12 protein-coding genes are annotated in these 13,700 nt (G+C 69.4%); 3 read left to right on the top strand and 9 right to left on the bottom strand.

What is annotated here, in order from left to right; all coding sequences use genetic code 11:
• Window positions 1–107 precede the first annotated feature (107 nt).
• The 5 genes from GLS40_RS06740 to GLS40_RS06720 form a co-directional block, all read right to left on the bottom strand.
• Window positions 108–2,135, bottom strand: coding sequence for a M3 family metallopeptidase (locus tag GLS40_RS06740; protein ID WP_160381984.1), 2,028 nt, complete (start codon window positions 2,133–2,135; stop codon window positions 108–110).
• Window positions 2,136–2,214: 79 nt separating this feature from the next.
• Window positions 2,215–3,261, bottom strand: a complete 1,047-nt coding sequence (locus tag GLS40_RS06735; protein ID WP_160381983.1) for a HesA/MoeB/ThiF family protein — start codon at window positions 3,259–3,261, stop codon at window positions 2,215–2,217.
• Window positions 3,262–3,264: 3 nt separating this feature from the next.
• Complete coding sequence (dut, locus tag GLS40_RS06730; protein ID WP_160381982.1) at window positions 3,265–3,729, bottom strand: dUTP diphosphatase; 465 nt, start codon at window positions 3,727–3,729, stop codon at window positions 3,265–3,267.
• 33 nt (window positions 3,730–3,762) lie between these two features.
• Window positions 3,763–4,956 carry a bifunctional phosphopantothenoylcysteine decarboxylase/phosphopantothenate--cysteine ligase CoaBC gene (gene coaBC / locus GLS40_RS06725; RefSeq protein WP_160381981.1) on the bottom strand — a complete coding sequence of 398 codons (1,194 nt, stop codon included), beginning with the start codon at window positions 4,954–4,956 and terminating at the stop codon, window positions 3,763–3,765.
• Between the two features lie 167 nt (window positions 4,957–5,123).
• Window positions 5,124–6,002: an RNA polymerase factor sigma-32 gene (locus GLS40_RS06720; RefSeq protein WP_160381980.1), complete on the bottom strand. Its 879-nt coding sequence runs from the start codon at window positions 6,000–6,002 to the stop codon at window positions 5,124–5,126.
• A 104-nt stretch (window positions 6,003–6,106) separates the two neighbouring features.
• On the opposite strand from GLS40_RS06720, the gene cobU reads away from it, so the two are divergent.
• From cobU to GLS40_RS06705, 3 genes are all read left to right on the top strand, one after another.
• Window positions 6,107–6,628, top strand: coding sequence for a bifunctional adenosylcobinamide kinase/adenosylcobinamide-phosphate guanylyltransferase (cobU, locus tag GLS40_RS06715; protein WP_160381979.1), 522 nt, complete (start codon window positions 6,107–6,109; stop codon window positions 6,626–6,628).
• A complete protein-coding gene (locus GLS40_RS06710; RefSeq protein WP_160381978.1) occupies window positions 6,625–7,203 on the top strand; it encodes a histidine phosphatase family protein in 579 nt (192 codons plus the stop codon). Before cobU ends, GLS40_RS06710 begins: the two co-directional genes overlap by 4 nt.
• A gap of 127 nt (window positions 7,204–7,330) precedes the next feature.
• A complete protein-coding gene (locus GLS40_RS06705; protein WP_160381977.1) occupies window positions 7,331–8,200 on the top strand; it encodes a glutathione S-transferase in 870 nt (289 codons plus the stop codon).
• 288 nt (window positions 8,201–8,488) lie between these two features.
• On the opposite strand, the gene GLS40_RS06700 is transcribed toward GLS40_RS06705, so the two are convergent.
• The 4 genes from GLS40_RS06700 to GLS40_RS06685 all read right to left on the bottom strand — a co-directional run bounded on the left by GLS40_RS06700 (window position 8,489) and on the right by GLS40_RS06685 (window position 13,571).
• A complete protein-coding gene (locus GLS40_RS06700; RefSeq protein WP_160381976.1) occupies window positions 8,489–10,783 on the bottom strand; it encodes a xanthine dehydrogenase family protein molybdopterin-binding subunit in 2,295 nt (764 codons plus the stop codon).
• 436 nt (window positions 10,784–11,219) lie between these two features.
• A complete protein-coding gene (locus GLS40_RS06695) occupies window positions 11,220–12,017 on the bottom strand; it encodes an enoyl-CoA hydratase/isomerase family protein (RefSeq protein ID WP_160381975.1) in 798 nt (265 codons plus the stop codon).
• Window position 12,018: 1 nt separating this feature from the next.
• The gene (locus GLS40_RS06690) at window positions 12,019–13,164 is read right to left on the bottom strand and encodes a thiolase family protein (RefSeq protein ID WP_160381974.1); all 1,146 of its coding nucleotides are present in this window, start codon (window positions 13,162–13,164) and stop codon (window positions 12,019–12,021) included.
• Window positions 13,164–13,571, bottom strand: a complete 408-nt coding sequence (locus tag GLS40_RS06685) for a zinc ribbon domain-containing protein (protein ID WP_160381973.1) — start codon at window positions 13,569–13,571, stop codon at window positions 13,164–13,166. The genes GLS40_RS06690 and GLS40_RS06685 overlap by 1 nt, the downstream gene beginning before the upstream one ends.
• Window positions 13,572–13,700: the final 129 nt, after the last annotated feature.

Genomic DNA, 13,700 nt, shown 5'->3' with positions numbered 1-13,700 from the left:
GGCAGCCCGCCCGCAGGGCGTCATCCGGTCGCGCGCGCGCTCCACGACACATGCAAAAGGGCACCGACACCCGCCGGTGCCCTTTGACCTTTCCCCCGGCGGCCGGCTCAGGCGACCGCGTCGAGCCCCCTGCCCTTGAGCAGCGCCTCGACCCCCGGCAGGCGGCCGCGGAAGCGGGTGTAGAGCACATCGGCCTCCTCGGACCCGCCCTTGGACAGGACGTTCTCCTCCAGCGCCCTGGCCGTGGCCGCATCGAAGGCCGATCCCGCCTCCTCGAAGGCGGCAAAGGCGTCGGCATCCATCACCTCGGACCACATGTAGCTGTAATAGCCCGAGGAATAGCCGTCGCCCGAGAAGACATGCGCGAAATGCGGCGTGGCGTGGCGCATCACGATGGCCTTGGGCATGCCCAGCCCGGCCAGCACCTCGGCCTGCATGGCCATCGGGTCGGCCGGCGCGGCGCCGTCGTGGAATTCCAGATCCACCAGCGCCGAGGCGACATATTCCACAGTCTGGAACCCCATGTCGAAATTCGCGGCCTGCAGCACCTTGTCCAGCATCTCCTGCGGCATGGCCTCGCCGGTCTCGGCATGGGTGGCGAACCGGGTCAGCACCTCGGGCACCTCCAGCCAGTGCTCGTAGAGCTGGCTGGGCAGTTCGACGAAATCGCGTGCGACCGAGGTGCCGGAGTAGCGTTCGTATTCGACATCCGACAGCATCTGATGCAGCGCATGGCCGAATTCGTGGAACAGGGTGCGCGCGTCGTCATAGCTCAGCAGCGCCTCCTGCCCCTTGGGCGGCTTGGCGAAGTTGCAGACGTTGATCACGATGGCCGCCTGCTCTTCGGGCGCATGGGCCTGGCTCTGCATGGCAGAGCACCAGGCGCCGGAGCGCTTGGACCCGCGGGCGAAATAGTCGCCGATGAAGACCGCGACATGCTCACCGCCGCGCGTCACCTCCCAGGCCCGGCAGTCGGGGTGATAGAGCGGCAGGTCGAGCGGCCGGAACTCCAGCCCGAACAGCCGGTGCGCGCAGTCAAAGGCGGCCTCGATCATCTTTTCCAGCCGCAGGTAGGGTTTCAGCGCGGTTTCGTCGAGGTCATGTTCGGCCTTGCGGCGCTTCTCGGCATAGTAGCGCCAGTCCCAGGGGGCCAGGTCGCCGTTCACACCGTCGGCATGCATCATCTCTTCCAGCACCGCCTGGTCGGCCAGGGCCTGGGCCTTGGCGGGCTCCCACACCGCGTGCAGCAGTTCGCGCACCCGGGCGGGGGTGCCGGCCATCTCGGTTTCCAGCTTGTATTCGGCGAAATTGCCATAGCCCAGCAGGTGGGCGCGTTCCTCGCGCAGCTTGAGGATCTCGGCGGCGATGGCGGTGTTGTCGGTCTGCCCGCCATTTTCGCCACGCATCGACCAGGCCCGCCAGGCGGTTTCGCGCAGGTCCCGGCGGGGCGAGAACTGCAGGAACGGCGTGATCAGCGAGCGTGACAGGGTGATGACCGGCCCGTCCTGCCCCTTTTCCTCTCCGGCTGCGCGGGCGCCGTCGATCACGAATTGCGGCAGGCCCTCCAGATCGGCCTCGGTGAGGGGCATGAACCAGCTGCGCTCATCCGCCAGCAGGTTCTGGGTGAACTCGGTCCCCAGCACGGCCAGACGGGATTTGACGGCCTTCATCCGCTCTGCCGCCTCGCCCTCCAGCGCGGCACCGGCGCGGACGAACCCGCGATGGGACAGGAACAGCAGGCGCTCCTGCGCGGGGGTCAGGTCCAGGCTGTCGCGCCGGTCCCACAGTGCCGCCACGCGGGCAAAGAGCGCGGCGTTGGCGCTGATCGCGGACCAGTGGGCCGCCAGCCTGGGCGAGAAGTCGCGCTGCAGCGCCTCGCGCTCGGGGTTGGAGTCGGCGCCCGCCACGGTGAAGAAGACCGACAGCACCTTGTCCAGCGCCTTGCCCGAGGTTTCCAGCGCCTCGACCGTGTTGGCGAAAGTCGGGGCCTCGGGGTTCCCGGCGATGGCGTCGATCTCGGCATCATGGGCGTTCAGCGCCGCATCCAGCGCGGGGGTGAAATCGCTGTCGGAAATCCTGTCGAAGGGCGCCAGGCCATGCGGCGTGGTCCAGTCGGCGAGAAGCGGGTTGGTCATTGGCATCTCCTTTGCACCGAACCTATGCCCGGGGGCCGGGGCTTTCCAGAGGCTTGCGGCGTCAGGGCGCGCGGGCGGCTCAGTGCCCGCCGCAGACCGGGCAGTCGGCGCGCCGTTTCAGACCGATCTTGCGCGTCTCGGACCAGAGCGCGTCATAGATCAGCATCTCGCCCCTGAGCGGCGCGCCCGCCCCGGCGATCAGCTTGACCGCCTCGACCGCCATCATGGCGCCGACCACGCCGGGCAACGGGCCCAGCACCCCGGCTTCGGCACAGCTGGGCGCCAGCCCCGGCGCGGGGGCCTCGGGGAAAATGCACTGATAGCAGGGCGCGCCATTGGCCGGGTCGAAGACGCTGATCTGCCCCTCCCACTGCGACAGGGCGCCCGAAATCAGCGGCTTGCCCTGCGCCACGGCGGTGCGGTTGGCCAGATAGCGGGTGGCGAAATTGTCGGTGCCGTCGAGGATCAGGTCATAATCGGCAAAGAGATCCGCCGCGACCGCCTCGTCCAGCCGCCGCCGATAGGGGCGCACGGTCACATGCGGGTTCTGCGCCAGGATCGCCTGTTCGGCGGAAAACACCTTGGGCATGCCGATGTCGCCGTCGCGGTGGATCACCTGCCGCTGCAGGTTGGCGTTTTCGACCGTGTCGTCATCGACGATGCCGATGGTCCCCACCCCCGCCGCGCCGAGGTAGAGCAGCGCAGGCGCGCCCAGCCCGCCGGCGCCGATGACCAGCACCCTGGCCTGTTTGAGCTTTTTCTGCCCCGGCCCGCCCAGTTCGCGCAGGACGATGTGGCGGGCGTAACGCTCCAGTTCCGTGGCCGAGAAGGTCCCGGCGGGCGTCTCTTCCGCCGTCGGGGCGGCCCTGGCATCGGCCCGCTCCTTGAGGTGGCCCAGCCCGTAGCGGTAGGCCAGCACCAGCGCCACGGCCAGTGCCAGCAACGCCCAGGCGGCCAGCGATCCGCCGGTCGCCTCGCGCAGGGCATGGCCGTCGGGCAGCACCACATGGGTCAGCAGCACCATGCCGAAGAGCAGCGCCAGCAGCACGCCGCGCTTGCGCCTGTCGACCTTGAGAAAATGCCCGGCGATCCAGATGACCGCCGCCAGAAGCAGAACCGCCAGCATCGCCTAGCCCCGCCCGGTGGAGCCGAAACCGCCCGCGCCGCGCGCGGTCTCGTCCAGGGTTTCGACCTCGTCCATCCGGGCCTGCACCACGGGGGCCAGCACCATCTGGGCGATGCGGTCGCCATGCGCGATGTGGAACGGCTCCTGCCCCGCATTCATCACGATGATGCCAAGCGGGCCGCGATAGTCGCTGTCGATTGTCCCGGGGCTGTTGGGCAGGGTGATCCCGTGTTTCAGCGCCAGGCCAGAACGGGGGCGGATCTGCACCTCGAACCCTTCGGGCACGGCCAGGGCCAGCCCGGTCGGCACCAGCACGCGCGCGCCGGGGTCCAGCGTCACGCCCGCGCCATCGGGGAAATTGGCCCGCAGGTCGGCCCCCGCCGCCCCCGCCGTGGCATAGGAGGGCAAGGCGACATCCCGGTCGAACCCGTCAAGGCGCAGGACGGCAAGGCGCACAGGGTCCTTCATCGGGCCAGAACGCTCCCGCCGAGGGCCAGATCGTCAGACCAGCGCATCGGCCACCCTTTGCGCAAGCCGTTCGGCGACCGCGTCCTTGGCCATCCTCGGCCATTCCTCGGCCCCTGCATCCGAGATCAGGACCACCGCGTTGTCGGTTCCGCCCATGATGCCGGTGGCGGGGCTGACGTCATTGGCCAGGATCCAGTCGCAGCCCTTGCGCTGCCGCTTGGCGGTGGCATGGGCGACCACATCGTCGGTCTCGGCGGCAAAGCCCACCACGAGGGCGGGCCGCCCCGCGCCCATCTGCGAGACGGTGGCCAGGATGTCGGGGTTTTCGGCAAATTCCAGCACCGGCAGGGCACCGGCCTTTTTCTTGATCTTCGAACCCGAGGCCGAGGCGACGCGCCAGTCGGCCACCGCCGCGGCAAAGATCGCCGCATCCGCGGGCAGCGCGGCCTGCACCGCTTGCATCATCTGGGCCGCGGTTTCCACCTGCACCAGACGCACGCCCGCGGGCGGGGCGACGCTGGCCGGGCCGCTGACAAATGTCACCTCGGCCCCAAGCGCCACCAGCGCCCGGGCGATCGCCGTGCCCTGCGCGCCGGACGACCGGTTGGCGATATAGCGCACCGGGTCGATGGGTTCATGCGTGGGGCCCGAGGTCACCACGACATGCCGCCCCCTGAGCGGGCCATCGGCAAAATGCGCCTCGATCGCCGCGACGACAGCGGCGGGTTCGCTCATCCGCCCGGCGCCGTATTCGCCGCAGGCCATGTCGCCCTCGTCCGGGCCGACAACGCTCACGCCATCGGCGCGCAGGGTCGCAAGGTTGCGCTGCGTGGCCGGGTGCCACCACATCCGCACGTTCATGGCCGGCGCGATCATCACCGGCGTGTCCGTCGCCAGCAGCAGGGTCGAGGCCAGGTCATCCGCATGCCCCTGCGCCATCTTGGCCATCAGGTCCGCGGTGGCCGGGGCAACCAGCACCAGATCGGCCGAGCGCGAGAGCTGGATATGCCCCATCTCGGCCTCGGAGGTCAGATCGAACAGCTGGTCATGCACCTTTTCCCCCGCCACGGCGGCCAGGGCCAGCGGGGCCACGAATTCGCCCGCCGCGCGGGTCATCACCGGGGTCACCGCCGCGCCTGCGGCCCGCAGCTTGCGGATCAGGTCGGGCGTCTTGTAGGCCGCGATACCGCCGCCGACGATCAGGAGAATTCGTTTGTCTGCCAGCATCCCGGATCCGTCCAGCTTGTCCCGGGCGACACTAGGACAGGCCCGGGGGACAGGCAATGGCAGGTGATGCGCCGGCCGGGGGCCATGCCGACCCCGCAGCCCCCGCGCGGCGCGCGGGGCGGAACCGGATGGCCGACAGGAAAACGCCGCCCCGGGGGCGGCGTCTTTCAGTGCAGCAGGGCCTCGGCCTCGGGCCCCTGTTCGGACAGGCGGCGGCGCATCTTCTTGAAGGCGGCGGCCTCCAGCTGGCGGACACGCTCCTTGGACAGGCCAAGCTCCTGCCCCAGGCTTTCCAGCGTGCGCGGGTCGTCGCGCAGCTTGCGCTCGCGCACGATCAGGCGTTCGCGGTCGTTCAGTGCGGCCATCGCCGCGGCCAGCCAGTGGCGCAGGGCGCTGCGGTCGTGATCGTCGGCGACGATCTCGGCCGCCTGCGCCCCGTCGTCCTCCAGCGCCTCGATCCACTCGCGGCCCTCGTCCTCGGACGACTGGGTGGCGTTGAGCGAGAAATCAGAGCCGGACAGCCGGCCCTCCATCATCTCGACATCGCGCAGCGGCACGCCGACCTCGGTGGCGATCATCTGGCGCAGCTGGTGGCCGTCCAGTTCCTCGCCACGCCCCATCGCCTCGCGCTCCAGCCGGGCCTGGACGCGGCGCATGTTGAAGAACAGGGATTTCTGGGAAGAGGTCGAACCGGTGCGCACCATCGACCAGTTGCGCATCACGTAATCCTGGATCGAGGCCTTGATCCACCACACCGCATAGGTCGAGAAGCGCACCCCGCGATCGGGATCGAACTTGTCGGCCGCCTTCATCAGGCCCAGCCCGGCCTCCTGGATCAGGTCGTTCATCGGGGCGCCGTACCGCCGGTATTTCGAGGCCATCGAGATCGCCAGCCGCATATAGGCCGTCACAAGCCTGTGCAGCGCGGCCTCGTCCCGGTCGTCTCGCCAGGCATGGGCGAGCCGCAATTCGGTTTCGGCATCCAGCAATTCCGCCTTCATCGCGCGACGCGATAGGGACATGTCGTTTGCAGCATCAAGTGCCATTTTCACCCCCTGTCGGATGGTGCATCTCGTACACCTCTTCTCTAGTCTCCCACCGAGACATACGCATGAACACCCGTTTGGGTTCACTGGAAGGTAAAGAAAAAATGTCTGGACCTTTGACGCTGGTCATCGGCGGCGCGGCCTCGGGCAAGTCGGCCTATGCTGAGGATCTGGTGATAAACTCAGGTCTTCCAATGGTTTACATCGCCACGGCCGAGGCCGGAGACGGCGAAATGACCGAACGGATCGCGATTCACAGGGCCCGGCGTGGCATCGGGTGGGAGACGCGCGAAAATCCGCTGACCCCGGGGGAGGAGCTGGCGGCCTTGCCCCCTGATCGCGCCGTCCTGCTGGACTGCGCCACAATGTGGCTGACCAACCAGATGATGCGCGGAGACGATCCGGCAAGGGCCGAGGACGAATTCCTGGCAGCACTGGCCGCTTGCCGCGCCGAGGTCGTGGTGGTCACCAACGAGGTGGGCCAGGGCATCGTGCCCGAACACGCCCTGTCGCGCCGGTTCCGCGAGGCGCAGGGCCGGCTGAACATCCGGCTGGCCGCCCAGGCGGATCGCGTGGTGCAGGTGGTGGCCGGGCTGCCGCTGGTGCTGAAGGGGGGCGCGGGATGAGCCGGTTCTGGTGGGTCCGCCACGGGCCGACGCATTACAAGGGCATGGTCGGCTGGTCCGACCTGCCCGCGCATCTGGACGACACTGCACAGATCGCCCGGCTGCACGACTTCCTGCCCGAAGACGCGCTTGTGATCTCGTCGGACCTGTCGCGGGCCGTGGCCACCGCCGATGCGATTGCCGGCGCGCGCGACCGCCTGCCCCATGATGCGGGCCTGCGCGAGATGCATTTCGGCGACTGGGAGCTGAAGACCAGCGCCGAGATCATGCAGAGCCATCCCGCGCTCAGCCGCGCCTTCTGGACCGACCCGGGCGCGGTCTGCCCGCCGGGCGGGGAATCCTGGGACGATGTCACCCGCCGGACCGGCCAGGTGGTGGAGCGGCTGATGGCCGCCCATCCCGGACGCGACATCGTGGCGGTGGCCCATATCGGCGTGATCCTGACACGGGTCGGCGCGGCGACCGGCGAGCCGGGCCGCGTGGTGATCGGGCAGACGATCGACAACCTGTCGGTGACCCGGATCGACCATACGTCGGGGGGCTGGCGCGTGGAACTGGTGAACCACCTGCCCTGAACGCCACCCCGCCGGATCACGATCCGTGATGCGCAACCGCGCGATTTGTCGTTTCCGGCGGCGGGAGAGGCCGGTGTAGCCTGCGCGAAACCCGTCTCAACCCCGTTCCAAGGCACCGGAGACCCGCATGACCTACGATCTTTTCATCGGCGACCAGACGTTTTCCAGCTGGTCCCTGCGCGGCTGGCTGATGTTCGAAAAATTCGGCATTCCGGTGCGGGTCAACATGGTCGGGCTCTACGCGGGCACCATGGCCGCCGATCTCGCCCCGCTTGCCCCGGCCCGGCTGGTGCCGGTGATGCGCCTGCCCGACGGCGTGGTGGTGGGCGACACGCTGGCCATGGCCGAGACCCTGGCGGAGCGGCACCCGCAGGCCGGGCTCTGGCCCGCCGATCCGGCGGCCCGCGCGCTGGCCCGCTGGATGGTGGCCGAGATGCATTCCGGCTATGGCGCGCTGCGCGCAGCCTGCCCGATGCAGCTGCTGCACCGCTACGAGGGATTTGCGCCCCCGGCCGAGGTGCTGGCGGATCTGGCCCGGATCGAGGAGATGTGGACGCTGGCGCGGGACCGTCACGGGGCGGATGGCCCCTGGCTCTTTGGCGCCTATTCGCTGGCCGATGTGTTCTTTGCCCCGGTGGCGGCGCGGATCGCCGGCTATGGCCTGCCGGTCGGCCCCGGGGCGGCGGCCTATGTCGCGCAGGTGCTGGAGGAGACGGCGTTCCGCCAGTGGCGGGCGCAGGGGCTGGTGACGCGCTATGACCCGGTGCCCTATGCGATGGACCTGCCTGTCGCGCCCTGGCCCGGCCCGGTGCCGCTGGAGGCGCGGGCGGTCGCGGGGACCGAGGCCGAGAATGCGGCCTGCCCCTATTCCGGCAAGCCGGTGACGGATGTGCTGGAGATCGGCGGGCGGCGGATCGGGTTCTGCAACCCGGGGTGCCGGGACAAGACGGTGAACGACCCCGGGGCCTGGCCGAAATTCATGGCGCTGCTCGGATGACCCGGGGATGCGCCGGCTGAGCCGTCGCGCCGCGGGGGCTGTCTGCCCCCGCACCCCCGAGGATATTTCCGGCCAGAGGAAGCAGGGGAACCAAGCGGTTGAGGGCCGGGTCCTGCGCCTGGCCGGAGGGGATCGGATCGCCTGCGCGATCCGACCGGGCGGGGGCTGGCCCCTTGGGACCTGCCGGGGTTTGCCGGCGCGAAGCGGCTTGGTGGCGGGGAGTCCCGAGACGGCGCCCCCGCCGCATCGGGCTGCGGCGGGCGGTGGCCTCGGGTCCCCGGTCCCGGGTCAGCGGCGGGCGGCGTTCAGCGCCTCCCAGACGCGGCCGGGGGTGGCGGGCATGGCGAACTGGCTGACGCCGGCCTGGGCCAGGGCATCGCAGACAGCGTTCATGCCCGCGGCAAGGCCCCCGACCGAACCGGCCTCGCCCACGCCCTTGACGCCGAGGGGGTTCTTGGCGGTCTGCACCTCGTAGAAATCGCAGTTCAGCATCGGCAGGTCGGCCGCGCGGGGCATGGCGTAATCCATGAACGATCCGGTCAGCAGCTGGCCGTCACCGGCGCTGTAGCGCATCTCCTCCAGGAAGATCTGGCCAAGCGCCTGGACCACGCCGCCGTGGATCTGCCCCTCGGCCATCTGCGGCTGGATCACCCGGCCGATATCCTCGATTGCCGAGTAGCGTTCGATGGTGGTGCGGCCGGTCTCGGGGTCGATCTCGACCTCGCAGGTGTGGCAGCCGTTGGGGAAGGTCGGGCCATCGGTGACGAACTCGCCCTTGGCCATGAGCGGGGTGCCGCGGTCCGCGGCGATGCGGGCGATCTCGGTGATCTCGACCTCGCGGTCGGTGCCGACGATGCGGAAGGTGCCGCCGGAATATTCGATATCGGCGGCGTCGGCCTCCAGCGTCTCGGAGGCCAGCTCCCTGGCCTGGGCCAGCACCTTGGTCACGCCGTCGCGCACGGCCGAGCCGACCTTGATCGTCGCGCCCGAGCCGCCCATGCCGCCGCCGCGCTCCATCTCGTCGGTGTCGCCCTGGACATAGGAGACCCGGTCGACGGGCAGTTCCAGCCCCTCGGCGGCGAGGTCCGAGAGCAGGGTTTCCAGCCCCTGCCCCGCCGAGAAGCCGCCGCCGCCCAGGCGGATCGTGCCGTCGGCCTTCATCTCGACATCGGCGAAATCGCGGCCAGGCTGCCCCCAGAGCCCACCCGCCGTCTCGATGCAGAGCGCGAGGCCGAAACCGCGCAGCCTGCCCGCCGCCTCGGAGGCGGCCTTGCGGGCCGGGTAGCCGGCAAAATCGGCCTTGGCGAGGCCCGCGTCGAGCACCTTTTCGAAGGCGCCGCAGTCGTAGTCGAAAATGAAGGGCGACGTCCACGGCATCGCCTCTTCGGGGATCAGGTTGCGGCGGCGCAGCGCGACCGGGTCCATGCCCAGTTCCCGCGCCGCCATGTCGATGGCCTGTTCGATGGCAAATGTCGCCTCGGGCCGGCCCGCACCGCGATAGGGGGCGACGGGGATCGTGTGGGTCAGCCAGCCCTCGATCCGGCCGGCGATCAGGGGCGTGCGGTAAACCCCCGCCACGCCGCCGAAATTCAGCACCGGCGGCAGCGAGCGGGCCGAGGCATAGCCGCCGACATTCAGCTTCATCGTGACCGCCTGGGCGAGGAACATGCCCTCGGCGTCAAGGCCCAGCTCGACCTCGATCTCCATGTCGCGGCCCGCCTCGTCGGAGAGGAAATCCTCGGACCGGTCGGCGCGCCAGCGCACGGCGCGGTTCAGCCGGCGCGCGGCCCAGAAGACCATCGTCTCTTCGCGCAGCGGACCGGATTTCATGCCGAAGGCACCGCCGACATCCCCCGCGACGCAGCGGATCAGGGCCGCGTCCATCTGCATGAAATGCGCCAGAGAGGCCCGCATGGCGACCGGGTTCTGGTGGCTGGCATAGAGGCAGAAACGCGCGCCCTCGGGCCGGGCCAGGGCATTGCGCGGCTCCATCGCCACGGCAGTGACGCGGGTCACGGGGACATTGACCCGGATGTGATGCGCCGCACCGGACAGGGCCGCGCGTACCGCGGGCCAGTCGCCCTTTTCCCACAGCGCGGCCAGGTTGCCGGGGCGGTCGTCATGCACCAGCGGGGCGCCCTCGGCCGTGGCCTCTGCAATCGTGGTGATGGCGTCGCGCTCGTCGAATTCGGCCTCGATGGCCTCGGCCGCATCCATCGCCTGGGCGCGGGTCTCGGCGATCACCATCGCCACCGGCTCTCCCAGGTGGCGGACATGGGTTTCGACCAGCAGGGGGCGCGGCGTGGCGGTCCAGAGATGCTTGTCGGGGCCTTCCAGCTTCATCGGGGTGATGACCGAACCGATGCCGTCATCGGCCAGATCGGCATGGGTCAGGATGGCCACGACACCGGGCATCGCGGCCGCGGCGGCGGTGTCGAGCGAGGTCAGCGTCGCCGCCGCATGGGGCGCGCGGAAGAAGACAGCGGTCAGGGCCGAGGGATCGGCCATGTCATCGGCATAGCGGCCCGCGCCGGTGATCAGCCGGCGGTCCTCGATCCGGCCCTTGCGCACAGTCTCGTTCATCTCGGCACCTCTCTGGCCGTCGCGCGGACGGCTTTCACGTCATCAGCCCATCGGGCGGGACACCCGGATCGCCGCAGCGCCGCCCCGTCCCGCCGCACCACGCCGCCCGTGCGATGTGGCAGATGCAGAAAGCCACCCTGCCGGCCGGATTGCAACCGCTGCCACGCAGCATGCAGATATCTGTCCGAGCGCGGGGTGGCGCGGCCGGATTTCCCCGACCCGCGCGCCCCCGGCCAGGTCGGTGCAACTGGCCAGCCCCTCGCGAAAGGCCCCGGGGGGTGTCGCAGATCCTGGGCGTGATGCAGGCCACCGCCCCGGCCCCGCGCGCAGGCCGCGACAAAGGCGATTGCGAATGGCCCGTCATCCCGTCGACGCACAGCGGATGGCGAGGCCCAATACCTCGGCCAGGCGGGTGCGGAAGTCCGCCGGATGCACCTCAGCGCCCCTTGAACACCGGCTTGCGCTTCTCGACGAAGGCCTTCATCCCCTCGGTCCGGTCCTCGCTGTCCAGCACGATGGCGGCGTTCAGCCGTTCGTATTGCAGCCCTTCCTCGATGCCGACATTGATGCCCGCGTTCACCGCGGCCTTGATGAAGCTGACCGACAGCGGCGGCTTGGCCGCGATGGTGTCGGCCAGGGCGCGGGCGGTGGCCATCAGATCGGCCATCGGGACAACCTGGTTGACCAGCCCGCGCTGCAGCGCCTCGGCGGCGTCCATGTGGCGGCCGGTGAACATCAGCTCCTTGGCGGCGGGCACACCGATCAGGCGGGGCATCCGCTGGGTGCCGCCGGCGGCGGGAAAGGCGCCCAGGTTGACCTCGGGCAGGCCGAATTTGGCATGATCGGCCGCGATGCGGATATCGGCGCAGAGCGCGATTTCCATGCCCCCGCCCAGGGCATAGCCGTTGATCGCACCGATCACCGGCCGCTCGAAGGTTTCGATCAGCCGGGTCAGGTCATGGGTCGCCTTCTGCTTGGCGTAGTATTCGGCGGCGGGCAGGCGGTTGCCGGCGCGTTCCTTGATATCGGCCCCGGCGCAGAACGCCTTGTCCCCCGCCCCGGTCAGGATCACGCAGCGGATGTCACGGTCGAACAGCATCTCGCGGCCGAAGACATCGGTCAGGTCGGGCTTCATCGTGCCGCCGAGCGTGTTCATCCGGTCGGGCCGGTTCAGGGTGACAACCGCCACCCCGTTGTCGTGTTTCTCGTAGAGAAGCGTTTCGTACTGCGGCATCTCAATCCCTCTGGAAGATATGGGCAATGGCAATGGTGCCCAGCCCGATCATGTGGGCCATCGCCGTTTTCGCGTCGGGCTGCTGGCGCGGCCCGTTCTCGTGGCGCAGCTGGTGCACGATCTCGTGGATCTGGCCGATCCCGGTCGGCCCCAGCGGATGACCCTGCGCGATCAGCCCGCCCGAAGAGTTCACGCAGCACTTCCCGCCGATGGCCGACCCGCCGTCGCGCAGGAACAGCTGCCCCTCGCCCTTGGGCGCCAGGCCGAAGGTCTCGGTGTACAGGATCTCCTCGATGGCGAATGCGTCGTGCAGTTCCACCACATCCAGCTGGTCCGAGGTGATCCCCGCCTCGGCATAGGCCTTGTCCGCCACGGTCTGCGCCACGGTGACCGAAGGCAGTTCGCGCCCGACCTGCGGCTTTTCCGACTGCAGGACGGAGGACAGCACCCGGATCGGCTTGCCCCCCGCGATGCCGAGCCGCCTGATCCCTTCCTCGGAACAGACGATGGCCGCCGCCGCGCCCTCGCCCCGCGGGGTGCACATGAGCGAGGTCGTGCTGCCCGCCACCAGGGTCGAGGCCAGGATCTGCTCCACCGTGCGCGGTTTCTGGAACTGGGCGAAAGGGTTGGTCGCGGCATTGGTGTGGTTCTTGGAGGCGACCAGCGCCAGGTCCTCCTGCGTCAGGCCCTTGGCCTTCTTCAGGTGCTCGGCCATGATCGCGTAGCGGATCAGCGGGATATTGGCCGTGTCCGACAGCTTGCCCACGCCTTCCTTCCCCGCCGCGCGGACCTGGTCGCCGTATTTGTCGACGCCAACCGCGATGGCACAGTCACGCAGGCCCGCCGCGACCTCGAAACAGGCCAGCTGGAACGCCGATGAGCCGGAGGCCGAGGCGTTTTCCACCTGCGTCACCGCCAGCCCGGTGGACCCGATGTGGTTGAACATGATCCGCCCGGCGGCCAGCCCGATGCCGGTGCAGCCGACATAGGCGCTTTCCACCGCGTCAAAGGCAATGCCCGCATCGGCCAGCGCGCCGCGCGTGGCGGTCAGGCCCATGTCGATGTAATTGGTATCGCTGGCGAACTGGTAGCGGTGCATGCCGACACCGACGACATAGACGGGGCGCAGGTCCCTGAGAACGGCCATCACGACACCTCCGTCGCGGGAACGAAGCGGCAGCCGATCACGGGGCCGTCCTTACGCGCCAGTTCGACAGGCACGGCGACGATCTCCATGTCGTCGGCAAAACGCTCCTCGCCGCCCTCCAGCATGATCTCCTGGATCGCGCCATTGGCCAGCCGTGCCTCGCCCACCACGCAGGGCGCGGTGATCGTCGGCACCAGCTTCTGATGGATGGTGATGAAGGTCAGCAGCTGCGCCGCGCCGGCCATCGCCTCTTCGCGCACTCGGTCGGCGGGGGCGCCGCAGGCGGTGCAGCCATAGGGCGAGATTGGAAAGGTCAGCGCGTCGCAGGCACCGCAGCGCGCGGCGCGCAGCACCAGGGTGCGGCCATCCTCCGCCAGCCTGTAAAGATCAGGTTTCTCAAGCTGCAAAACGGTCTCCTCCGTTGTCGTGCCGCCGGCCAGAGGACCGGATTTTTACCGAAGAGTAGAATTTACACCCCGCAATCGCAATCGAATTGATTGCGATTTTCAGGGGTCCGTGCCAATTTCCTGTCCAAC

The sequence above is a fragment of the Pseudooceanicola pacificus genome, from assembly GCF_009789075.1.
In the GTDB taxonomy this organism is placed as follows: domain Bacteria; phylum Pseudomonadota; class Alphaproteobacteria; order Rhodobacterales; family Rhodobacteraceae; genus Pseudooceanicola; species Pseudooceanicola pacificus.
The sequence above is the reverse complement of the archived record's forward strand: the minus strand, read 5'-3'. Positions and strand labels throughout refer to the sequence as shown.